The sequence below is a fragment of the Bradyrhizobium sp. USDA 241 genome (genome assembly GCF_049739505.1).
Classification (GTDB): Bacteria; Pseudomonadota; Alphaproteobacteria; order Rhizobiales; family Xanthobacteraceae; genus Bradyrhizobium; species Bradyrhizobium liaoningense.
Genome location: NZ_JBMGPZ010000002.1, coordinates 1076148 through 1099428 on the forward strand (window position 1 = coordinate 1076148; position 23281 = coordinate 1099428).

General features: G+C 61.7%; 18 protein-coding genes and 5 pseudogenes. 9 read left to right on the forward strand and 14 right to left on the reverse strand.

The features are described 5' to 3' along the window. The first annotated feature begins 41 nt into the window (after positions 1-41). The gene (locus ABIF91_RS06065) at positions 42-509 is read left to right on the forward strand and encodes an aldo/keto reductase (RefSeq protein WP_424578805.1); all 468 of its coding nucleotides are present in this window, start codon (positions 42-44) and stop codon (positions 507-509) included. Here ABIF91_RS06065 and istB read toward each other — a convergent pair. From istB to istA, 4 genes and pseudogenes are all read right to left on the reverse strand, one after another. Next, positions 501-1268, reverse strand: coding sequence for an IS21-like element IS1631 family helper ATPase IstB (istB, locus tag ABIF91_RS06070; RefSeq protein ID WP_038952109.1), 768 nt, complete (start codon positions 1266-1268; stop codon positions 501-503). The genes ABIF91_RS06065 and istB overlap by 9 nt on opposite strands. A gap of 4 nt (positions 1269-1272) precedes the next feature. Further along, a pseudogene (locus ABIF91_RS06075) lies at positions 1273-1617 on the reverse strand (IS21 family transposase); the annotation flags it as partial. A gap of 74 nt (positions 1618-1691) precedes the next feature. Beyond that, the gene (locus ABIF91_RS06080) at positions 1692-2918 is read right to left on the reverse strand and encodes an IS256 family transposase (protein ID WP_038960272.1); all 1227 of its coding nucleotides are present in this window, start codon (positions 2916-2918) and stop codon (positions 1692-1694) included. 51 nt (positions 2919-2969) lie between these two features. Then, positions 2970-4364: pseudogene (gene istA / locus ABIF91_RS06085) on the reverse strand (IS21-like element IS1631 family transposase); the annotation flags it as partial. A gap of 151 nt (positions 4365-4515) precedes the next feature. Between istA and ABIF91_RS06090 the strand changes: the two are divergent. The 3 genes and pseudogenes from ABIF91_RS06090 to ABIF91_RS06100 all read left to right on the forward strand — a co-directional run bounded on the left by ABIF91_RS06090 (position 4516) and on the right by ABIF91_RS06100 (position 6259). After that, on the forward strand, positions 4516-5154 hold the full coding sequence (locus ABIF91_RS06090) for an aldo/keto reductase (protein WP_284281538.1): 639 nt from the start codon (positions 4516-4518) through the stop codon (positions 5152-5154). 255 nt (positions 5155-5409) lie between these two features. Next, a pseudogene (locus tag ABIF91_RS06095) lies at positions 5410-5811 on the forward strand (LysR family transcriptional regulator); the annotation flags it as partial. A gap of 121 nt (positions 5812-5932) precedes the next feature. Further along, positions 5933-6259 (forward strand): LysR substrate-binding domain-containing protein, encoded by a 327-nt coding sequence (locus ABIF91_RS06100; protein ID WP_424578806.1) that lies wholly within the window; start codon positions 5933-5935, stop codon positions 6257-6259. 33 nt (positions 6260-6292) lie between these two features. On the opposite strand, the gene ABIF91_RS06105 is transcribed toward ABIF91_RS06100, so the two are convergent. Beyond that, the gene (locus ABIF91_RS06105) at positions 6293-7276 is read right to left on the reverse strand and encodes a helix-turn-helix domain-containing protein (RefSeq protein ID WP_424578807.1); all 984 of its coding nucleotides are present in this window, start codon (positions 7274-7276) and stop codon (positions 6293-6295) included. 250 nt (positions 7277-7526) lie between these two features. Here ABIF91_RS06105 and ABIF91_RS06110 point away from each other — a divergent pair, with 250 nt between their 5' ends. From ABIF91_RS06110 to benB, 3 genes are all read left to right on the forward strand, one after another. Continuing rightward, entirely contained in the window at positions 7527-8864 is a 1338-nt protein-coding gene (locus ABIF91_RS06110; RefSeq protein WP_284281533.1) for a Rieske 2Fe-2S domain-containing protein, read from the forward strand. Positions 8865-8920: 56 nt separating this feature from the next. After that, positions 8921-9661, forward strand: coding sequence for an SDR family oxidoreductase (locus ABIF91_RS06115; RefSeq protein WP_424578808.1), 741 nt, complete (start codon positions 8921-8923; stop codon positions 9659-9661). 192 nt (positions 9662-9853) lie between these two features. Continuing rightward, positions 9854-10345: a benzoate 1,2-dioxygenase small subunit gene (gene benB, locus ABIF91_RS06120; RefSeq protein WP_035675587.1), complete on the forward strand. Its 492-nt coding sequence runs from the start codon at positions 9854-9856 to the stop codon at positions 10343-10345. A gap of 357 nt (positions 10346-10702) precedes the next feature. Here the strand turns inward: benB and ABIF91_RS06125 are convergent. Together ABIF91_RS06125 and ABIF91_RS06130 are read right to left on the reverse strand one after the other, a co-directional pair. Further along, positions 10703-11368, reverse strand: a pseudogene (locus ABIF91_RS06125) (NAD(P)H-dependent flavin oxidoreductase); the annotation flags it as partial. A gap of 147 nt (positions 11369-11515) precedes the next feature. After that, a protein-coding gene (locus tag ABIF91_RS06130; RefSeq protein WP_129557670.1) for an IS3-like element ISRj2 family transposase occupies positions 11516-12645 on the reverse strand; the annotation gives its coding sequence in 2 pieces (ribosomal slippage) (positions 11516-12393 and positions 12393-12645; 1131 coding nt in all). 34 nt (positions 12646-12679) lie between these two features. Between ABIF91_RS06130 and ABIF91_RS06135 the strand changes: the two genes are divergently transcribed. Further along, positions 12680-13618 carry an IS630 family transposase gene (locus tag ABIF91_RS06135; RefSeq protein ID WP_424579086.1) on the forward strand — a complete coding sequence of 313 codons (939 nt, stop codon included), beginning with the start codon at positions 12680-12682 and terminating at the stop codon, positions 13616-13618. A gap of 176 nt (positions 13619-13794) precedes the next feature. Here ABIF91_RS06135 and ABIF91_RS06140 read toward each other — a convergent pair whose 3' ends face one another. The 6 genes and pseudogenes from ABIF91_RS06140 to ABIF91_RS06165 all read right to left on the reverse strand — a co-directional run bounded on the left by ABIF91_RS06140 (position 13795) and on the right by ABIF91_RS06165 (position 20668). Further along, a complete protein-coding gene (locus tag ABIF91_RS06140) occupies positions 13795-15138 on the reverse strand; it encodes an IS1380-like element ISBdi2 family transposase (RefSeq protein ID WP_208086440.1) in 1344 nt (447 codons plus the stop codon). 406 nt (positions 15139-15544) lie between these two features. Next, positions 15545-16177 (reverse strand): SDR family NAD(P)-dependent oxidoreductase, encoded by a 633-nt coding sequence (locus ABIF91_RS06145; protein WP_424578809.1) that lies wholly within the window; start codon positions 16175-16177, stop codon positions 15545-15547. Positions 16178-16358: 181 nt separating this feature from the next. After that, complete coding sequence (locus ABIF91_RS06150; protein ID WP_080660120.1) at positions 16359-17180, reverse strand: winged helix-turn-helix domain-containing protein; 822 nt, start codon at positions 17178-17180, stop codon at positions 16359-16361. Positions 17181-17266: 86 nt separating this feature from the next. Then, positions 17267-18166 (reverse strand): helix-turn-helix domain-containing protein, encoded by a 900-nt coding sequence (locus ABIF91_RS06155; protein ID WP_028182225.1) that lies wholly within the window; start codon positions 18164-18166, stop codon positions 17267-17269. A gap of 287 nt (positions 18167-18453) precedes the next feature. Next, complete coding sequence (locus tag ABIF91_RS06160) at positions 18454-19536, reverse strand: pyridoxal phosphate-dependent aminotransferase (protein ID WP_424578810.1); 1083 nt, start codon at positions 19534-19536, stop codon at positions 18454-18456. A 68-nt stretch (positions 19537-19604) separates the two neighbouring features. After that, positions 19605-20668, reverse strand: a pseudogene (locus ABIF91_RS06165) (IS630-like element ISRj1 family transposase). A gap of 404 nt (positions 20669-21072) precedes the next feature. Here ABIF91_RS06165 and ABIF91_RS06170 point away from each other — a divergent pair. Continuing rightward, positions 21073-22419, forward strand: coding sequence for a nucleotide disphospho-sugar-binding domain-containing protein (locus ABIF91_RS06170; RefSeq protein ID WP_035681630.1), 1347 nt, complete (start codon positions 21073-21075; stop codon positions 22417-22419). Between the two features lie 306 nt (positions 22420-22725). Here the strand turns inward: ABIF91_RS06170 and ABIF91_RS06175 are convergent, their stop codons facing one another. Next, on the reverse strand, positions 22726-23028 hold the full coding sequence (locus ABIF91_RS06175) for a hypothetical protein (protein WP_424578811.1): 303 nt from the start codon (positions 23026-23028) through the stop codon (positions 22726-22728). Between the last annotated feature and the right edge of the window lie 253 nt (positions 23029-23281).

The window sequence follows — 23281 nt, forward strand, 5'->3', positions numbered from 1 at the left end:
TGGCAACTGCCGCACAGCAGCCCCCTCACGGAGACAGAACCATGACCAATCGCGCAAAACAGATCTTCACATCGGGACACCGCTTGGGGCTCGGCGGTGTGCCACAGGGCAACGAGTTCGAGGTCGTCACCGACGAAGACGCCATGAAAACGCTGGAAGCGTCCTGGAAAGCCGGCATCCGCTACTTTGACGTTTCACCGTGGTACGGGTTGGGCGCTGCCGAGCGGCGCTTCGGCATGTTCTTGCACAATCAGCCTCGCGACAGTTATCTGATCTCCACCAAAGTTGGAAAATTGCTCAAGGCATCTCCAAAGAACGATGCCAGATCGAATTTTCCTTACGGGAATTCGCCGAACAACGTCGTTTTCGACTATTCGGCCGACGGCGTGAAGCGTTCGATCGAAGACAGTCTCCAGCGACTCGGTCCCCGCGGGTCACTTCAAATTCCTCCGGGTGTGGTCAGTCAAATTCCTCCACCCGCGAGGCAGGACAAGGGACTGTTAGTTTGAGTTTGTTTCCCGGGCAAGAGCTTCAGCGGCTTCTTTGAGCCGATAGCTGCGTCCGTCGAACTCAAGCAGATGGCAATGATGCATAAGGCGATCGAGGATCGTCGTGCTCATAGTGTTGTCCCCAAGGTATGCCCCCCAATCCTGCACGACGCGATTGGAGGTGACGATGACGCTGCGGCGCAGTTTGTAACGCTGATGGATCAGGGTCTGCAGCAAAGTGCCGGCGTCGTCGGGGATGGCGCGTGCGAGGAATAGATCGTCCAGCACGAGGAGATCGCAGTCGATGATGGTTCGCAGCCGGACCTCGCGTTGTGCCGGAGAGTTCAGGGCGTAGCGGTGGAAGAAGTCGTCGGTCTCAAGATACTGGACCTTGTGGCTTTGCAGGATCGCCTGATAGGCAATCGCCTTGGCGATGTGCGACTTCCCGGTGCCAGGTTTGCCAACAAGCAGAGCGTTCTCGCCAGCGGCAATGAACGCCAGGGTGTGGAGCTGGAAGCAGGTCTGACGTGGCAGTTTGGGATTGAAGGACCAGTCGAACTCGGCGAGCGTCAGCTTTTCGTCGAGCCCGGATTGCTGGTATCGCCGCTCGATAAGACGGGACTGACGACGGTCCAGTTCATCCTGCAGGATAAGGGAGAAGGTCTCGAGGAAGGGCTGGTTGGCGCCCTGCGCCTGGAGCACGCGCGTCTGCAGCGTGTCGCGGACACCCGACAGGCGCAGCTGTCGTAGGCAACGCTCAATTTCCGGCATGGTCATCATGTGGCTAGGTCTCCAGTTTAAGGTGAGAAGGTGCAGCGGGAGCGCTCGTGGCGCCGGAGTTGGCCGGGGTTGCGCAGGCGACACGAGCGCGGATTGCCGTGGCGTGATCGTCGTGAGCCTCGGCCTGCCGACCATTGTCGTCGGCGTCGCGCCGCACAGCGCGGCTGAAGAGGTCGCCGTATTCCGCGGGGGTACGGATCAGCGGATGATCCTGGGTGAGCGGCGATGCCGGCTGTGGCGTCACTCCAACCTGCTCGATCGCCTGTTCGAACAACCGCTCGACGGTCGCACGCACGTGCTTGTAGCGGTAGATGCGGTTGTCGATGGCGTGCGCGCAGGCCTGCTCGACCGGGAGTGTCAGAAGTTTTGTGTAAGAGCGTCTCTGTGAGGGGTTTGCGGGGTCAGCGGACTGACCCCATGGGGTCAGTCCGCTGAGCCTGCAAAGCGCTCGCCGAACTGGATGGCAAACTGGCCCATTGCGGCCGTCCATGCAACCGGTCGTCGCCAATGGATGCCGGCATTTCTGATGGCGAGGTAAAGCAGCTTCATCGCCGCCTCGTCGTTGGGGAAGCTGCCGCGTGTTTTGATGATCTTGCGCAGCGAACGGTTCAGCGCCTCGACCGCGTTGGTGGTATAGATCATTTTGCGTATCTCCGGCGCGAAGGCGAAGAACGGAATGACGTGCTCCCACGCCCGGCGCCAGGCCGCCCCGATCGCGGGATAGCGCTTGCCCCACTCGGCTTCGAAGTCCTCGAGCCTGAGCAGAGCGGCGTCGGCATTCTCGGCATGATAGATCGCCTTGATCGAGGGAAGGATCGCCTTGCGATCCTTCCAGGACACGAAGGATAGGCTGTTGCGGATCAAATGCACGATGCAGGTCTGGACCATCGCCTTGGGAAAGACGCTGTTGATCGCCTCGGGAAAGCCCTTCAGACCGTCGACGACGGCGATCAGGATGTCGGCGACGCCGCGGTTCCTCAGATCGTTCATGACCTTGAGCCAGAATTTGGCGCCTTCGGTTTGCTCGATCCAAAGCCCGAGCACGTCTTTCTCGCCCGATGCAGTGATGCCCAGCACGACGTAGACTGCCTTGTTCTTGACCATCCCCTCATCGCGAATCTTGACCCTGAGCGCGTCGAAGAAGACCACCGGATAGATCGCTTCCAGCGGCCGGCTCTGCCATTCGCGGACCTCGTCGAGAATCGCGTCGGTGACCTTGCTGATCAGATCGGGGGACACCTCGGTGCCGTAGAGCTCGGCCAGATGGCCCTGGATCTCCCGTACCGTCATGCCCCGCCCGTAGAGACTGATGATCTTCTCGTCGAAGCCGTCGAAGCGGGTCTGGCCCTTCGCGACGATCACCGGTTCGAACGTGCCGGCGCGGTCGCGCGGCACCTCGATCTCGATCTCGCCGTCGTCCGTCAACAGCGCTTTGCTGCTTGTGCCGTTGCGGCTGTTGCCCGACCCGCGGCCCGCCGGGTCGCCCTTCTCATAGCCAAGGTGGTGGGTCAGCTCCGCACCCAGTGCGCGCTCCAGAAGCGCCTTCTTCAGTCGTCTGAAAAGCCCGTCTTCGCCGGCTAAGTCTTCTGGCTTGAGGCTGCCCCCGGCAAGAAGCTGGTCCAAAATCTCAGGTGAAAAATCCGTAGCCATGTGAGTCTCCTGTCAAAGGTAAACTCACAGAAACCATCTTACACCGAGTTACTGACACCCTCGCTCGACCAGCCGCGCCGGATACTTCCGGCCCAGCCCGACAATGCCCCACATCGCGCGCTGTCCGGGGCGCCCTTCGGTGTCGAACACCTGCTGGCACAAGGCCCTGGTCTGCGGTCCGATGCGCTCGGCGCTCGCCAGCAGCACGGCGGTTTGCCGCGACGGGTTGAACGGCCGTTCGCTGGTCGGCAGGACGACAGAACCGGGGTGCGCCATCCGGGAATGAACACGCAGCAGCGCACGGGTGTGGCGATCACGGATCTCGATCGTGGTGGTGTAGATGCGCACGACGACCTGGCTGCCGATCGGCGCGGGCCGCGCGGCGTAATAGCTGTTGTCGACGCGTACGGTGGTGTCGTCGCAGACAGTCCGGACGACTTCGGTGAAGATGCGGAAGGGAGCGACAGGCAGCGGCCGCAGGTGCGGCTTCTCTTCCTGGAACATCGCCTCGACCTGACGGCGCGTGCTGCCGTGGATGCGTTTGGAAGCCCAGTTCTCCTCCCAGTGCCTCAAGAACTCGTTTTGCGCCTCCAGCGTCTCGAAGCGCCGTCCGGCCAGCGCAGTGCCCTGGGTATGTTGAATCGCATTCTCGACGCATCCTTTCCGATTTGGATCGGCCACGCGCGCGGGATCGGCGACCACGGCGTAATGAGCCAGCATCGCGCTGTAAATCGGGTTGAGCTGGGGCTCGTACAAATCCGGCTTGAGGACGCCTTCCTTCAGGTTGTCGAGCACGACATAGCTGGGGACCCCGCCAAAATACCGGAACGCCTCTTCGTGGAGCTGCGCCCAGACTTGTTGGCTGGACTTCCAGACTACCCGCCGGAAGCTGCGCCGCGAGTAGCGTAGCGTCATCACGAACAGGCGGGGACGACGGTACCGCCCGCTCTTCGGATCAACCGTCGGCGCGCCCTCGCCATAGTCGACCTGAGCTTCCTCGCCGGGGAGGAACTCAAGACGATCAAACTGCTCAGGATCAGCGTGCCGCAACCGGCGCACAAACCGCTTGACACTCTGGTAGCTGGACGGAAAGCCAAATTGATCAACCAGGTCCTGGTAAATCGCCTGCGCGTTCCGCTTCAGCCGGACCTGTTCTTCGATCCACGTCCGATGCGCTTCGCAAGCCGAACGGGCCAGGCTGCTGGTGACCGTCGCTTCCGATGTCCCAAAAGCCGGTGGTCGGGGTGGAGGAATTTGGCCGTCCGCGCTCACCGAGCCGGTGGTCACTTCCCCGGGGGAATTTGCCTCCGCACCGGCCCGCAGCGCCTGATAACGCCGGATCGTCTTGCGATCGACACCCGTCAGCCGGTGAATCTCGCGCTGGCTGGTGTTGCGATCAAGTAATGTAAGTACGGTGCTTTGCAGATGTCGCTTCAAGACGTTCAACTCCCCGGCCCCTTGCTGGCTAAAGGGGTCGAACATAAACGTCCTGCCTGACCGGCTACTGCTGTTCAGCGGCGCTGACGGCGATCATCAGGTGGGGGAGTTTCAAGTGACCATACCCGGGGGATTTTGACCGACCCACGGGGGACTCGGTATCGATCGCATCGACGTCGTGTTCGTGCACGATATATCCTCGGACAACAAACTGCTGCCACGCCCGTGGCAGGAGGAGTTCGCGATCGCAATGAAGGGTGCCTTCCCTACGCTGTCCAGGATGCGGGAGGAGGGCATCATCAAGGCGTGGGGGATCGGGGTAAACACGCCGGAACCGATCCTGCGCGTCATGCAGGAGGCGGACCCTGACGTGTGCCTGCTCGCCTCGCAGTACTCCCTGATCGATCACGCCAATGCGCTGAACAATCTCTTCCCAGTCGCACGGCAAAAGAACGTGAGCTTCGTCGTGGGATCATCCCTCAATGCCGGCTTCATCTCTGGTAGTTCGCGATACAATTACGGCCAGAACAGCTGGAAGATCCCGGCGGAGCACATCGTCAAGCGGGACAAGCTGCGCGCCATCGCCAACCAGTTCGGCGTTGATCTTCGCACGGCCGCGCTGCAGTTCTCGTCAGCACCGGATGTCGCCGTATCGCTGGTCGTCGGCGCCCACACGGAAGCTCAGGCTCTGGCCAATGCCAGCTCGATGATGGCAACCGTTCCTCCGGGCTTTTGGGAAGAGCTGAAGCGCCAGCGGTTGATCGAAGACAACGCGCCGCTGCCCCAGTTCCCCGCCTAGCGCCCGCCAACTCGACGCCTCTGCAACAGCGGCCCACGATGCCCTCCGCTGTTGCTGGGCGCCCTCGGAACCGAGCCGCTGCCGCTGCGGAGGCGTCGCTGGTGCCGGCGCCGCCTCGGCGAAACTCTGCTCTTCCCAGCCAGTTTATACTCCGAGAGGAAGAAACGATCAGCAAGGCAAGCCACCGTGCGCAGTCTGGACCGAGCGACACTCGCGGACCTGAACATCTTTCTGACCATCGTTCGCCACCGCAGCATGGTCAAAGCCGCAGTCGAGCTTGGGGTCACAACATCGGCCTTGAGCCATAGACTACGCAAGCTGGAGGCGGCCCTTGCCGTACGGTTGCTCAACCGCACCAGCCGCTCGATCACACCAACTGAAGCGGGCGAAGGGCTGGCGCGCGAGCTGACGAACGGCTTTCAAATGATCAGCGACGCTCTTCATTCGCTCGAACACCATCGCGATCTCCCGGTGGGGACCCTTCGCATCAACGTTCCGCGAGACGCCGCCCGGCTGGTGCTCGGCCCGGCACTGTGCACGTTTTTCGCGACCTATCCCGACGTGCATCTGGACGTCACTGTGGACGATCATTTCGTCGACATCGTCGCCCAAGGTTTCGATGCCGGCATGCGCTATGGCAATCGCGTTCCGCAGGACATGATTGGCGTTGCCCTCACCAGACCTCTGGAATGGGTGGTGGTGGCCCTCCCCGGCCCTGATCGAGCGCATCGGCCTTCCCGCGCATCCGACGGACCTCTTGCACTTGCCTTGCATCCAAATGCGCGTGGGAGACAACAGCAACTATCCCTGGGAGCTGGGAAATGGCCCGGACCTCCTCCGATTGCCCGTTCGCGGCCCAATGACCGCGAACGAAACAGAACATGCGGTCGATGCCGCCGTGCGGGGAATTGGCTTTGCCTACTGCCTGAAGCGCAGGGTCACAGCGGAGCTCGAGGCAGGCCTTCTGCAATTGGTGTTGCCGGAATGGGCCTCCGAGGGGGCCCCACTGACAATCTACTACCCGGGCCGGCGCCAGACGCCGCCGGGGCTCCGGCAGTTGATCGACACGATCAGGGACATGGAGCGCTTGCCCAAGCTGGCCTGATCGCCCCCATCCGCGTTGACTTCGCGAAAACAATCATCGCGCGGCGAGCTCCATTCCATCGCTTCCGGTGCGGCCTTCTTCGCCGACGATCGAGCCCGGCGTTTGACCGAACCGGCAGCGGAACCTGCGATGAAAGTTGGTATAGTCGCTGTAGCCGGAGGCGTAGGCGATATCACTGATGGACTGGCTGGTTCTCAAGGCCGACCTGCGCTTCAAGAGGGCAAGGGCATGATCGAGACGCACTGCGTTGATGAACTGAGTGCACGTCGAATTTCTCTGCGTGAAGAGCTTCTGGAGATAGCGCAACGAAATTCCGGCCTGGTCCGCGACATCGCCGGGGCCGAACGCCGGATCGGCAAAGCCGCCCCTGACGATTGCACAAATTCGCGTGAACAGCTTGTCGGTATGGCGGAGAACGTCCTCACCTTCGGATGGCGCAAAAAGTGCGCCGATCAAATCGTAGATGGCCAGACGCATATAGGCATCCGCCGAAGTTGATGGATAGGCCCCGTTTTCGACGTCCTCATGAAGCAGCTGGCGGAGCAAACGCGCGGCAGTCGCGCCCCTGCCCTCGCAAGGGCATCGCGGATCCGACCCGAGATGAGACGTCACCGATCGACGCGACAGTTGCAGCGAAGCCCAATGGCCGCCTGCCTCGGCCAGATATGTGGTGGGCAGCGCCGCATCGACGAGCGCAACGTCACCGACGTCAAGCTCCGTCGTCCGATCGTTCTGCACGACCATCGATCGGCCGGTCATCTGAAACAGGACGTAGTAGTGGTCGACTGCGTCGGCACGGACGTCGCGATGCGTGCGCTCGAGTCTTCGGGCATTGAAACTCACGTCCACGGCCTTGAAACCGCAGATATTTCGCGCGCGCGCCCGGCCCGAGAAGGCCTCCGGATCGATTCCGCCGGGACTGTGCCGGCCGCAAATCGTACGGACCGCATCCCGCCACGCATCGTAATCCAGACTTGGCGCGCCGAGAAAGTCGGTACTCACGTTGCCCGAATGCATGGCCATCCTCCTGGGACGGCCAAAGTCTAGTCAGCAGAGCGCGCCGACCAAAGTGGACATCGCATCACGATCGTTCACGACACAGACACTCCACACAGCAGCGGGACATCAAGCCGGTCGTCTCCGTCCAAGCAGAAAGGGCGCGGCAGTCCAGTGACGTGAGTCTTGCTCCGTCCCTATTCTGGTCACTCGCCAAGGTCGCCGTGCCAGCTTCGACGGCGACATATCGGTCATTCTCGGGAGTCCCGTCATGTCATCGAGCATCCTAGAACGCCTGGAAGCGGCCGTTGTCGAGGACGCCGCCAATGGGCTGTTTCGTTGCGACCGCGAGATCTTCACCTCCGCCGAATTCTTCGAGCTCGAGATGAAGCACATATTCGAGGGGAACTGGGTCTATCTCGCGCACGAAAGCCAGATCGCCGACAACAACGACTATTTCACCACGTGGATGGGACGCCAGCCCGTCTTCGTCGTACGCAGCAAGGACGGCGCGATCAACGCATTCATCAATGCGTGCAGCCATCGCGGCGCAATGCTCTGCCGCTACAAGCGTGGCCGCAAGATCACATTTACCTGTCCGTTTCACGGCTGGACCTTCAGCAATTCGGGCAAGCTGCTGAAGGTCAAGGATGCGGACGATGCCGGATATCCGGAGCAGTTCAACAAGGCGGCCTCGCATGATCTGAAGGCGATTGCCAGGCTCGACAATTATCGCGGCTTCATCTTCGGCAGCCTCAACCCCGCGGTGAAGCCGCTGACGGAATATCTCGGCGAGGCCAGAAAGATCATCGACCTGATGGTCGATCAGTCTCCCGATGGCCTCGAGGTCCTGCGCGGTTCATCGACCTACGTCTACGACGGAAACTGGAAGATGCAGGCCGAGAATGGGGCCGACGGCTATCATGTGTCCTCGGTCCATTGGAACTACGTGGCGACGACGAGCCGTCGCAACGCGGCGACGGACAACATCAAGGCAATCGACGTCGGCAAGCTCAGCAAGCAGGAGGGCGGCTACTACTCATTTGCAAACGGCCATCTGGTGCTCTGGTCCAGATGGGCTGACCCTACATCACGTCCGCTTTACGCGCACCTCGACGATCTCACGGCGAGGCATGGACGGGCCAAAGCGCAATGGATGGTCGAAAACCTGCGCAATCTCTGCGTCTATCCAAACCTCTACCTGATGGACCAGATGAGCTCGCAGATACGCGTAGCCCGGCCGCTGGCAGCGGACAAAACCGAGGTGACGATCTACTGCATCGCGCCGAAGAACGAGCCGCCGGCAGAGCGGGCACGACGCATTCGTCAGTATGAGGACTTCTTCAACGCCAGCGGCATGGCAACGCCTGACGACCTCGAGGAATTCCGGGCATGCCAACAGGCCTACATGGCAAGAACCATGCGTTGGAACGACCTATCGCGCGGCTCGTCACAATGGATCGAGGGAGCCGACGAAGAAGCCAAGGCCATTGATCTTCACCCACTGAGGAGCGGCACCAAGACCGATAGCGAAGGTCTTTTCCTCGTCCAGCACCGCTACTGGCTGGACACGCTGCGACAAGCGGTGCTGCACGGAGACGAAATTTGAGCACGCCATGGCGGCACCAGCCGTCTTCATGACTATCAAGGCAACAGGAGCACGACATGTCAAAGAACATCGAAGGAACAATCGTCGCAATCACAGGCGCTTCGAGCGGGATCGGCGCGGAGACGGCCAAGCTGCTGGCGTCCAAGGGGGCGATCGTGGCGATAGGCGCCCGCCGCCGCCAACGGCTCGACGCGATCGTCGCAGAGATCGATAGAGCGGGCGGGAGAGGCAAGGCCTATACCGTCGACGTGGTGAAACGGGTCGACGTCGCCAACTTCATCGAGGGCACAGTAAAAGATTTCGGCCGCATCGACGTTCTCGTGAACAATGCCGGCGTCATGCCCATCGCTGCGCTGTCCGAGTGCCGCATCGACGAGTGGGACCGCATGATCGACGTCAACATACGTGGCGTCCTCCACGGCATTGCTGCGGCCCTGCCCGTCTTCCAGAGGCAGAAGTCAGGACAATTCGTCAACCTGAGTTCCGTGCTGGGCTTCAAGGTCTTCGCGCCGGGCGGGACCGTCTACTCGGCAACGAAATTTGCGATCCGGGCGATCTCCGATGGCCTGCGCGTCGAAGCTGGGGACGGGATCCGGGTCGCATCGATCGAGCCCGGCATCGTCGATAGCGAACTCAAGCACAACACCACCGGCGCCGCAAAGGACATGGTGATGGGCTTCTACCAGCAAGCAATTCCAGCGGAGTCCGTGGCACGGGCGATCGCATATGCGATCGAGCAGCCGGCCGACGTGGATATCAGCGAGATCGTGGTCCGCTCCACCGGTCAGCCGCTGTAGATGGCGGACAATCGGCGCACGGCTGCCCGCCACGCCAGGAGCAAGGGTGGCCGCATCGGCGGACAAGAGAGCTTCAACCTCGTCGCCGGTGGCTCGTTGGCGGCCGGCGACACTCCACACAACTCGGCGCAGCGCTGCTGGCAAGCCGCCAGGCTTGCGACAGCGCGCGGCGCGACTTCATGGCGATGACGCATGACCACGATCACCCTACCCGCACTCGAAGCATTTCTCTATGCTGAGGCCCGCGCCCTCGACGATCGCGACTGGGACACCTGGCTGACCTTCTATGCTCCGGATGTGCGGTTCTGGATGCCAGCCTGGGATGACGACGACTGCCTGGTCGAGAATCCTCAGACCGACGTTTCCCTGATCTACTACCCCAGCCGCAGCGGCCTCGAGGATCGCGTTTTCCGCATCAAGACCGAACGGTCGAGCGCCAGCACCCCGGAGCCGCGCACGCTCCACAACATCTCCAATATCGAGATCAGCGCTCAGGCCGACGGAATCGTCGATCTCCGGTTCAACTGGCTGACGTTGAGCTATCGATACAAGACGATCGACAACTATTTCGGCGTGTCGTTCTACACGATTGACGCAACGGGCGATCGTCCTCTGATCAAAGCAAAGAAGGTCGTGCTGAAGAACGACTACATTCATCACGTGATCGACATCTATCACATCTGACGTCGCCGGGCAGGTCGACGGCGCATGCTTCGACACGAAAAGGGCGTATGCCGTCCGGCCTGCCGCTGGCGGCACCGGGCTCAGGATTTCCTCAGCCGATCGCCGCACGCGCCAAAGCCTGGTTCGGCTTGGCGTGCTGAAGGCGCCTCGGGCGGATAGGAATATCTCGGCGATGATCTCAATGCGCTACTGCGGAATGAACCGGTCCGGCAAACGAACCTTGAAAGCTTCTGCGCAGGCTGTCCTGGCTCGACGACGCTCCCGTTCCTCAGTCGCCATCGAGAGCCCACCCTGCCCGACTGATCCAAGGGTCGGGGTAAATACCCCGGCTATGAAAACTTGGTGGGCATGGTGACCTCAATCACCGACTTTCGTCACCGATGGTTGAGATCCGTGCTCGCGGGCATCCGACAGCCATCTCGTCAACGCGGCATCCGAAAGCGCGCGGCCCAGGCGCGCTGACTGACCGCACCACAGCGGGGTGAAATCCGTGCGCCCTTGACCTTCGGATGCAGCACGCAACGGCGCCAGCGGAGCCGCCGGAACGGGGAACTCGGGCATGTCGATCCCGATCGGGCCAAGCTCTCGAACGACCCGAGTGTCGCATACGCGCGCAGGACGTCCGGTGAAGACGTTGGTGATCACCGTTTGCTCGGGCGGCGTCGAGCGCGCCGCCTCTCGATACAGAGGGGAGACGTTCGCTTCCTCGCAAAACAGAAAGGCGGTACCGACCTGGACGCCCGAAGCTCCGAGGGCGAATGCTGCAGCAACTCCCCTGGGATCGGCGATGCCCCCGGCTGCTATGACGGGCACCCGTACTGCATCGACGATTTGCGGAACGAGGGCCATGAGACCGACCTGCCGGGTGGGATCCCGGTGCAGAAACGTGCCTCGATGCCCACCGGCTTCAAATCCCTGGGCAATGATCGCATCACAACCGGAATCCTCGAGCCACAACGCCTCTTCGACGATGGTTGCCGACGACACGATCTTCGCACCCGTCCTGCGCACTCGTTCGAGCAGGAGAGCTGGCCCCGGTTGTTTGGACAGCGCCCCGCTGGATTTAAGTGGATTCCTGCCGGGTTATGCTGAACGCGGGGCTTTACGGTTTTGTCGTTGCGTCGGGAGGGCGTAGCCCGACCAGAGCGACGACAAAACCGTCGGCGACGGTCATGCGGCCATCACCATAGCTTGCGTGCCGAAGTAAGCCTCGTCGGGCGTGCGCCCGTCAAGGCTCGAGTGAGGGCGTCCCTGATTGTAGAAGGCCAGATACTTGGCAATTGACGCTCGCGCCTCGGACACGCTGTCGTAGGCGCGGAGATATACTTCTTCGTATTTGACCGTGCGCCAGAGCCGCTCGACAAACACGTTGTCGCGCCAGGCGCCCTTGCCGTCCATGCTGATGGCGATCTTCGCGTCCAGCAGCACATCGGTGAACTCGAGGCTGGTGAACTGGCTGCCCTGATCCGTGTTGAAAATCTCGGGCCTGCCGTGCTTCGCCAACGCCTCCTGGACCGCTTCGACGCAGAAGGCCGCCTCCATTGTGATCGAGACGCGATGGGCCAGGACCCGTCGGCTGAACACATCGACGACCGCCGCGAGATAGACGAAGCCACGCCGCATCGGAATGTAGGTGATGTCCATTGCCCACGCATGGTCGGGCCGCTCGATCTTCAATCCGCGCAACAGGTACGGGTAGATCTTGTGACCCGGAGCCGGCTTGCTCGTGTTCGGGCGACGATAGACCGCCTCGATCCCCATGCGCTTCATCAGCGTCGCGATGTGGCGGCGACCGGCGTATACGCCCTCCCGCCGCAGCAACGATCGCAGCATACGCGCTCCCGCGAAGGGATAATCGAGATGCAGCTCATCGAGCCGACGCATCAAGGCAAGGTCCTCGGCCGAAACTGGCCGAGGTTCATAGTAGACCGTGCTGCGAGCCAGCTTCAGGACCTTCGCCTGGCGCACGATAGAAAGATCATGATCGCGGTCGATCATCGCTTTGCGCTCAGCAGGCCCGCCTTGGTGAGCGCGCCGGACAAAAAATCGTTTTCCAACGCCAGCTCGCCGATCTTGGCATGTAACGCCTTCAAATCGACCGGCGTCTCGGCCGATGTCTTGTCATGCCCAAACACGCCGGCGGCGCCTTCCAGGAGCTGGTTTTTCCAGATCGTGATCTGGTTCGGATGAACATCAAACAGTTGCGCCAGCTCCGCCAGTGTCTTGTCGCCTTTGACCGCAGCCAAAGCAACCTTCGCCTTGAATGCCGGAGAATGCGTCCGGCGGCTCTTCTTCGTCATCTTCGCTCCTGATTCGCAGCAAGAATCCTCGCCGCTGTCAGGCAGAAAATCCACTCAAGCTACTGTCCGAATTTGCGGGGCCAGCTCTAGCTGCCGTTCGGTGGCATCGCGGTTTGGCGTTGCGGTGTCGTCAATTGTGAAGTGGTCGCAACGTTATCGAGCGACCGGCTCAGTGGCCCCTGGCAAGATGGGCGGCCATCGCAAGCCCGTTCTTGAGCCGCATCGCGCCTTCATCAAGGAGAGGATCAGTCAGACGCCGCATTTGACGCTGCACGCCCTCAAGGACGAACTCGCCGCGCGCGGGGTCAAGGTCTCCCACAATGCGGTTTGGACGTTCCTGCGCCGCGAAGGGCTGCGGTTCAAAAAAACGCTGCTCGCGCTCGAGCGGGCTCGCTCCGACATCGCACGTAGACGCCAGCGCTGGCGCTCATGGCAGGCCAATCTCGACCCTCGACGCTTGGTCTTTATCGACGAGACCTGGATCAAGACCAACATGGCTCCATTACGCGGATGGGGGCCAAAAGGCGAGCGGGTGCGGAGCTTCACGCCACATGGTCATTGGCGGACGCTGACATTCCTTGGCGCCTTGCGCTGTGACCGTCTCACCGCCCCTTGCCTGTTCGACGGCCCAATCAACGGCGAATGCTTCCGCGCCTATGTTCAGCAGGTTCTCGTCCCGCAGCTTCAGCCGGGCGACATCGTCATCATGGACAATCTCGGCAGCCACAAGTCTGTTGCCCTGCGCAGCCTGATCAAAGCGGCCGGCGCCAGGCTCTGGTATCTGCCGCCATACTCCCCCGACCTCAATCCGATCGAACAGACCTTCGCCAAGATCAAGCACTGGATGCGTTCCGCCCAGAAACGCACGGTTGACGACATTTGCCGCCATATCGGCGACCTCATCACAACCATCCAGCCCAACGAATGCAGCAACTACTTCGAAAACGCTGGATACGCTTCTATCAAAACATGAAATGCTCTAGCCCGTCCTATTCGTGAGAGTGCGGCTTTTGGGCCCGATTGATGCGGCCGCACATCTTGTCTGACGAGGCGCACAGGATTGCCTTCGGCTTTTCGCCGCCTGACGACCGGTACTTTGCAACGCGCTTGAGGGATGGGTTGGGCGAACGGGGGCGGACGCCCCGCCGGTCAAGGACCGAGCGGCAGCAGCGCGCCGGGCAAGCCGCAGATCAGGTCGGCTTCGGGACATGCCGCGGCAAACGCAAGGCGAATGCGGCTCGTGGTCTCGACGACACGGGCGGCGATTTTCAAGAGCCGAAGACGCAGCGTCGCGAACTCGGCAGCGGCCAATTCCCGGGCTTTGGGAATGGCGTCGCGCACGGTCAGCATCAGCCAATAAGCGGCCGTATGGAGCACGAGACGGACCTGGTTGGCGAGCGCCGAACGGCAGCTGGTGCGATCGGAGGCGAGCTGCGTCTTATGCAGCTTGATCAGATTCTCGGCTTGGCCGCGCGCGCAATACAGGCTGTCGTAGATCCACTCGGCCGAGCCGACATCGAGGCTGGTGACGACGAAGCGGATGTCGAGGCCGAGCATCGTCGCCTCAATACGGGCGACAGTGCGCCGTTCGCGATCCCAGGACTTTGCCTTGTGGCGCGTCTCGGTATAGCCACGCAGAACCGGCAGGTTCTCGATGGCGCGTCGCGTGCGGATGTCGTCGGCGACCTCGTCGACTTTTCTGGCGAGAGGCTTGGTGCCGGACAGACCGAAGATGTAGTCGATGCCGTTGGTCTCGCACCACGCCATTGCCTCCGGCCGGGCATAGTGCCCGTCGCCACGGAACGTAATTTGCGTGTTGTGCCATCGCGTCCGGATATGCCGTACCAGGCGGCGCAGATGGGCACGCACCTCGACGCCGCCCGGCGTCTTGCCGGGCCGCAGCACGACGGCCACGGGCCGGCTCTTCTCCGTGTCGTAGACGTGGATCGGCAGGAAGCAGCGTTCGTCATAATGAGCGTTGAACAGCGAGAGCTGCTGATGGCCGTGGACGACGTCGCAGGTATCATCGATGTCGAGCGTGACGGATGCCGGCTCGCGCGGGTAGCTATCCATCCATGCGTCGACCAAAGTGTAGGTCAGCCGGATCACGTCGCGCAGGCGCGGAGCATTCTCCAGCCGCGACAGCGTCGGCTGGGAACACAAATCCCGGCCCGTGTCCGGTAGGCGACCGCAGGCCAGCTTGAATGCCGGATCGGACCTCAGATGATCGAGGTCGTCGGCGTCCTCGTAGCCGCAGCAGATCGCGAACATGCGAGCGCGGAACATATCGACCAGGCTGTGCACGACCCGCGTCGGATCGCGCCGATCCGGGAACACCCGGGCCAGATTGTTGGCCAAACCGAGACGCCGCTCGGCCATCGCCAGAAGCATCACGCCCCCGTTCGAGGTTAGGCGCCCACCATCGAAGGCAGCTGTGACTTTCTTGGCGTGAACGGCTGGAAACGAGAAGGGCGGAATCGTATCGTCGGTCATGGCGGGCGTGGCGTTCGCGGTTGGAGGTGATGGGGTTGGCTTCGCAACCGAATCCTACGCCGCATCAGCGCTTTACCCCTCAGGCGCACTCTTACGAATAAGACGGGTTAAGTTGAAGAAAGATTGAGTGACTCCCGATCATTTCTGTGCCGAAACGTGGAGTCGCGGTCGTGCCGCGTCCAAAGAAACCGGCGCGAGCGGCCTATTAGACGCGGTAGGTGCTCAGCCTCCGAAACGAGACTATCAAGCATGAAGAGATCGAGCGCGAGGCAGAGGTTTTATTTGTGTTGAATTCTTGCTTCTCGATAGTGGTCTGAAATCGTATCATCGGTCATGGCGGGCGTGGCGTTCGCGGTTGAAGGTGATGGGGTGGCTTCGCAACCGAATCCTACGCCGCATCAGCGCTTTACACCACGCTCGCCAGCCTCTCAGGCGCCCTCTCGCGAATAAGACGGGCTAGAAACCCATGGCTCTCGGGGGCATGCATCGGCGTGCGAACCGCGCCGGGAGCTACCGCATTCACACGGATGCCCTTATCCGCGTATTCGATCGCAAGCGACCGTGTCGCCGCGTTGACGCCGCCCTTGGTGATTGCCGTCAAAGCCGCGGGCAATCCTTTCACCGGCTGCTCGGCCAGGAGACTGGACGTAATGTTGATGATGTGGCCGCTCGCCTGACGAAGCATCTGGGCAATGGCCAGCTGCGAGATGTGAAAGAAACCTCCCAGATTGACCTGGACGAGGTTCGCAAACTCGCCTTCCGTGTACTCGGTGAAGGGCTTCGACAGGAAGGCACCGGCATTGTTGATCAAGGTATCGAGGCGGCCGAAGCGCTCTCTCGCTGCCTTGATCACGAGTCGGGCGGTTTCGGGCCGTGAGACGTCGCCGGCCACCTCGACAAGATCTGGCCGACCGCTGCTGGTGATGTTTCGCGAGCAGGCGACGACGCGGTAGCCGTTGTCGAGGAATTTCTCGACTATTCCGGCGCCGATTCCCTGGGATGCCCCGGTCACCACAGCCACTTTCTCCGAATTGCTCATCGTTCCTCTCTCATCGAGACAATCGCACCCGGGCCAGCGTGACAAGATCGGCGATATCCGTCTTGGCAGTTTCGGACGGCTGCGTCAGGTTTACGTGACCGACGTGAATCGCTCACGTCTCGGCGCGCTTCCGTGGTGCTTGCGGGACGCTGCGACCGAATCAAAGCCCGCGCTTCGCCGGTTAGAAGGCCTCAACCGGGGGAGTGAACAGATAGCCGATAGCGCGTTGGGTCTTGATGATCTCGGGCGCGCGCGGATCGATCTCGAGCTTGCGTCTGAGACGCCAGACCCGCACATCGATGCTCCGATCGAACACATCCTCGTGGATTCGGGTTGCCTGCAGCAATTGCTCGCGCGAGAGCGTCTGCTGCGGTGCTTCGAGGAAAGCGACGAGCAGGACGTATTCGGCTTTCGTCAGCATCAGGGGAGTGCCGTCCGGCCTAACCAGCCGTCGGGCGCGGCGTTCGAGCGTCCAGCCGCAGAACCTGAACCCGCCGCGCTGCGAGCCGTTCGTTCGAGCCGTCCGACCGCACTTCTGCCGCCGAAGCACGGCGCGAGCGCGCGCGAGCAACTCCCTCAGGCCGAGGGGCTTGGCGATATAGTCGTCGGCCCCGAGCTCGAGGGCAATTACGCAACTGATCTCGTCGCAGCGGTCGCCGGTCGCGATAATTGGGACGTCGAAGCGGGATCGAAGCTCCCTCAAAAGGTTCAAATCGCTGTCCTGGCCCAGTTGCAAGTCGAGAATGAGCAAATCTGGATGATTGCAGGCGAAGTATCGACTGATCTCATGCCGGCGGCAGATGGCGTGAACGGCAAAATGATGATCTTCGAAAAGATCGACGACCGACGAGCGCGTTTCCGGATCGTCCTCGACAAGGAGGATATTGTGCGCCGCGCAGGTGGTCGCACCCGCACTATCGCGAATCCGAGGTAAGCCGGAGTGGACGGAGGGATTCTCCGCCGCGTTCTCAACCGGCCCGGGGTCTCTCAGGGGTGCCAACATGCTTCACCTTCGCTCGAAATAGCCAATGCGTTTCAGCTAGGTGAACGTTCAAGACCGTTCTTGGCCGTTTCGGAAGTTCGCATCAACTAATTGCGATCGACCGTTCTGGCCGTTCGCTGGATGATGAGGTTGGCTTCGTCCATTCCGTCGGCGCCGATGTGCAGCTCGCGCGTGAAGAATTGCGTCGGTGCCTCGCCCACGAGATCATGGAACTCGCCGATGAGATGGGCTTGATCGGAAAGACCACAGGCATGGGCGACCTGCGCCCAGGAGCGGTCGATGCGCCGCTCGGCGAGAATTCTCTGAAACCGCGCAAGGCGCGCAAACCGCTTCGGGCTGAGGCCGAAGGCTCGCTTGAAGCCGCGTGACAGGTTGCGCTCGCTGGTGCCGAGCAGCGCAGCCAGCGCGCTGACGGGCATGCCCGGATTTTTTCTGAGATACCCAGCCGCGCGGTTGGCGAGACTGTCTATTTGGGGACTCAGTTGCCTAAGCAGGAAGGCTTGGACACCGGCGATCCGCTCGTGGCTCGTCCTCGCCCCGGCGAGCAGGTCGTCACACATCTCGACTTCCCAATTGCCGAACAGATCCCCGAGATAGAGACTGGCGTTCGCGAACTCCCTGAACGGAGCCTTGACGATGCGGCTGGCTGCGTCCGGCCTGAGGCAGACGATGACGGCTCCGAACGCTCCCGTGGGGAACAGAGTGAGAGCATGCGACTGAACATGGGTAGCGCATTTTGACGGAAGGACCGTCTCGCTCTGTGCAATTCTGGCCGGCTTCCGGTACTGGCCGATCAGCTGCAAGGATGTGCCGGGCGGGCACTTGATCGTAAGCGACTTGGCGAAATCGCCATCGGGAATGTCACAGTCCCAGATTGCTTCGATGATGTCGGATAGTGGGAACGATCGAAAACACCTCAGAACACCAGGCTGCTCCTGCACCGAAATGGTCGCACCGCCGCCGATCGGATACTCCACAACGTTCATTCAATATGACACTCCGTTGTCGCAAAAGGCGAGGACTGAGGAACTGGTGAGACTGTCGACGCTTCACGTAGTTACGGCCGCGACCGCGATCAACTCACGTCTCTGTCAGGCAGGGAAGGATACGAGGCCGCTCCCGGACAGAGGCAGGGCAATCGCATATGGGAGCGTTTTCTCTGTGTCCATCCTTCGAGACGCGCGCTCAGCTCACGAATGATGCGATTGCCCTGAGGAGGCAGTCGGATCGCGGCCGGGACAGTGGAGCCGCCAAAGGCGCGATCGAGGTGGTCTCACCGCAATAGTTCGGCAACGGCAGCACGCGTCGCCGCGTTCTCGTGCGGCAGACCGATCGTGATACGGACCCAGCGCTCAAGCGGCGGAAAGGCGCGGCCAATGTCGATACCTTTGCTCCGCAGGGCCGCAGCTATCTCGGTCTGAGGACGGTCGGCCTCGAAGAAGATGAAGTTTGCCCGCGAGTCGGAGTGGCGAAGCTTCAGACTGGCGAGCAAGTGGTGCCATTTGTCTCGCTCGGCGGCGACCTTTGTACGCGTCGTCGCCACATAATCGATATCCCGTATACTTGCTGCCGCCGCCACGAGTGCGAGCCGATCAAGTGCGTCGACCCGGCCGAACCCGGCCCGCTTAAGCGACGTTGCGAGCGCCGGAGGCGCCGCCGCATAGCCAAGCCCGAGACCGGCCAATCCGAACATCTTGTCGAAGGTCCGGAACACGACCACGTTCTCCCCCGCCCGAACGAGATCCATGACCGTTCGCTTCTCGAAATCAGGATCGAACTCCAGATAGGCCTCGTCGACAATGACGGCCGTTTGCTTCGACATCGCGCGAACGTGAGCGCGAAAATCTGCCGGATCGCTGACAGTGCCCGACGGATTATGAGGATTGACGAGGTAGATCGCCCGCGTCCGTTCGTTGACTTTGGCAGCAATGGCGTCAAGATCGTTCTCAAGCCTCGAATTGAGAGGAACGCCGACCACGACCCCGCCGCTTGGCCGCGTCGCATCCACCAGGGCCGCATAACCCGGCTCGGAATAGATGAACTCGGCTCCGAGCGGCGCGCCTTGGGCGAGATGCAATCCGAGCGGCTTGAGGATATCGCCGATCACGATCTGGTCGTCCGGCACGTGTTCGCGCAAGGCCAGCAACTCCGTGAGCGCGACTCCGAGATCCCCGCCATAGCGGCACAGTTCGCCAAGTTGATCGCGGACCGCCGCGAGCGCGCGGGGCGATGGGCCGAACGGGTTCTCGTTCAGTGAAAGCCGGATGAGATCCGACTGTGCAACGCTGGCAGCAGCGGGTTTTGCGAGCCCGCTCAGTGCAAGGCAGCTGGTGATCAGACAGTCGCGACGGTTCAAGGATGCGGCTCCCATTTTCTGTTCGCCAGGCGCCACCCGGCAGGTGACGTTGAGGCTAGTACCCGGAATCAGAGCTGAGTGATACGGCGGCCTTTGAAACGGCGTTGACGGACCTTTTTCTTGGTCCAGACGAAGGGCTCGGCTCTGTCGTTGTATGCGTTGACGTAGGCATCGATGTGTTCCTGAAGCTGCTTGAGGCTCGTGAAGGAGGTGCCGCTGAGCGACTGCCCCTGCAAGATGGAAAACCATACTTCGACCTGATTGAGCCATGACGCACTTGTCGGCGTGAAATGAAATTGCACGTTGGGGTGGGCCTTGAGCCAGTCCTCGTTCTTTTTATGGGTGTTGAGGTTGTCGAGGATGACGTGAAGCTTGCGGTTCGGAAAAGCCGCGGTGACGCTGTTCATGAAATCGAGAAACTCGACGCGGCGCCGGCGTTTTGAATGGGTCGCGATGATCTTTCCGGTGGCGACTTCGAGCGCCGCAAACAATGTTGTGGTGCCATGCCGCTTGTAATCGTGGCTTTGGCCGGTCAAGGCGCGGCCATTGGGCAACTTCAGATAACCCTGCGCTCGCTCCAAAGCCTGGATCGAGGGCTTCTCGTCCACGCACAGCACAATGGCCTTCGCCGGCGGCGCGACATAGAGGCCGACAACATCGGCGGCTTTGGCCGTAAAGTTCGGGTCGTTGCTCTCGCACCAGGACTTGCGAGCCACCAGGTCAATCTTGTGGCTGCGCAGGAACCGCCAGACATATTGGACATCGACATCGCCCAGCGCCTCGGCCAGCAGGGGGCCGGTCCAGCGCGCAAACCCTTGCGGTGGCGGCTTATCCAGCAGCTTCAGAATCCGCTTGTCGGTCGTCTTCGTATAGATCGGCTGCTTGCCAGGCCGCGGCTTGTCTTGCAGCCCTTCAAGGCCATGGTCGGCATAGCGATGCCGCCAAAGGCTGACAATCCGCGGCTGGACCCCAACTTCCTTGGCGATCGACCGGGTGCTGCGCCCATCCGCCGCCAACAGAACTATCCGCGCCGCTTCAAATCGCGCTGCAACGTCACCGGTGAGCGACAGCACGCCTCAAGCACCTTGCGATCTTTCCTCGAAAGGTGGACTTCTCTTGCTTCGGGTATCATCCCGACCTTGAATCACGACTCACGTTCCAAGAAAAGTGGGTACTAGGAAACCTCGGGCACCGCGATGTCCACATCATTGCTGATCGGCAAATTCATGCTACGGCTGCAACATCGGTTGTCTCTTAGGCAACATTGTCGCCTATCGACTGGGGCGGCTGGCATTGTGCCGTACGTGTCGGAGGGTTCCGAACGGCACCGCTGCGAGCCGCAGCTTCCCGCCGTCGAGCTGGTAGCCGCCGCGCACTGGGACGTGCGCAAGCTGGGCTGCGTCCCGAATTGGCCTTGCTGCGTTGCCGCCGTAACCAATTGGAGGCGCGCCGAAGCTTGGCCGTAACAGGCAGCTTAGCACCCTCCCTCTGCTAGTCGACCAGCCACGGTCGAGGTTCGACAATCAGAGGCCAACCATGAAGATTCTCATCGCTTCGACGCCTGCGGCGGGCCACATCAGTCCGATGCTCGCGATCACGCGGATACTTCTCGACGACGACCACGAGATCGCCTTCCTGACCGGGACCGCATTTCGCGATCGCATCGAAGCCAGCGGCGCGCAATTCCTTCCTCTTCCGGCCGACGCCGATTTCGACGGGCCGGATCTGCCCTCGCCGATTCCCGAACTGAAGGATATCCCACCGGGATCCCAGTGGCTGCGCATCGTCTGCGAACGCCTCTTCGTCGATGCCATCCCTGCCCAGGACCAAGGCCTTCGCGAGGCGCTGAAGCAATTTCAAGCCGACGTCATCGTCGGCGATGACCTGCTGTTCGGCGTCCTGCCGATGCTGCTCGGACCGCGCGAGATGAGGCCACCGATCGTGCTCTGCGGCACATCGTTCTTGCACTGGAAGCGCGATGACGGCGCACCGGATTTCGTTGGCCTGCCACCTGCGACGACGAAGGAGCAGCGCGAGCAATACGCCGTCCTGGCGGGAGATCACGACGCCAACGTCGACCAGCCCGTCCTGCGCAAACTGAACGGGGTGCTGAAGACCTACGGCGTGGGACCGGTGTCGGTGCCGCTCTTCCATTCCGTCGTCGGCCTGGCCGATGCCTACTTGCAGCTGTCAGTGCCGAGCTTCGAATTCCCGCGCGAGCTTCCACCTACGGTGCATTTCGTCGGAACGCCGCCTATCATTCGAAATCAGGGCCCGTTGCCGCCTTGGGCGCACGAGCTGGACGGTTCACGCAAGGTCGTCCTGGTCACACAGGGTACCGTGGCCAACCACAATTTCGGGCTCCTGCTCGCGCCAACATTTGCGGCTCTCGCCAACGAGCCCGACCTGCTGGTTGTCGCCACCGCCGGCGGCCGACCGATTGAAACGATCCCCGGACCCATACCCTCCAATGCGCGGCTTGCCAGCTATCTGCCGTTCGAATGGCTGCTCCCCCGCGTGGATGCACTCGTCACCAACGGAGGCTATGGCACCATCAACCAGGCACTAAGCTTCGGAATCCCTCTGGTTACGGCGGGCCTGATCGAGGACAAGGCTGACGTCAATGCACGCGTGGCGTGGTCGGGCGTCGGGATCAACCTGGCGACCAACGCACCGACATCTGAAGCACTGCGAGAGGCCACGCGAACAGTGCTTGATCGTCCTTCCTACCGCATGCGCGCCACCCAGATGGCCGACGAATTCGCCAGCATCGACACACGTTTGGAGGTTCTCCGGATCATCCACCGTCTGGAAAGACAACGACGCGCGCAGCCGCGCGCCGCCACCATGAAGCCCGCCCGCTCCCGCCGAGCAGCAAGGTGACATAGCCCTGGGTTGGGAAACGATCCCCTCTCTTGTCCGGGCTATCGCATAGGAGAGAAACCCGATCGAATGGCCCTTGGTGAACCATTCCCTCAAGGCGCCCGCTTCCGGCGGGCGCCTGGTCTTGTTCTGCGCCAAGGTGAATCCTTCGGCTCGGAATGGACACGAGTGCCACGCGAACGGGCGCTGTCACCTCCACGCAGTCAAGCGTGAGGCATCAAGTTCGACAGCGTCAACTCTTGACGCAGTTGACGCATTGCCCATTGGGGCGCTCGAGCACCGTGTCCACCCTGGATGGCTTGGGGTTCAACAGCCGCGGCAGATGATCAGTCTGCGATCGACCTCCTCATCGATCCGTCGCAGCTCCAGTTCAAGCGGCGACAGACGCATCCCCTCCGGAATGTCGCCTGACCGCGGCTGCCGGTGACCTATGGGAGCCTGGCGGAACGCGCCGGCATGCTCCGAGGCTTGATCCTGGCCAAGCGAGCCGGCTGCGATCCCGTGAACCGCACTGGTCGTGCTTGCATCGGCCGCAAGGGCGGGCACCCAGTTGAACAGCAACGAAGCGGCGAGCGCCGTCCGTCGCCCAAATCGTTTGTACATCGGCATTCCCCTATCTCGATCACGTCGATCGTCCCGGTTGCGAACGACCGCCCGTCATGGATAGGACGTGCGCGCTACATCAGGACTTCGCGTGCGCGATATCGCTACCGCTGAAACCGCCTGATCGTTCGGACCGGCCATAGTCGCTCCTGCGCGGACACGACACGAAGCTCGCGGCTCGCCGATGATGTGGAGAAGTCTCTCCCCTCGAGCGTGGGCTCATTGCCGGGGAGATTGATGCCGAGCCGCACGACGCGAG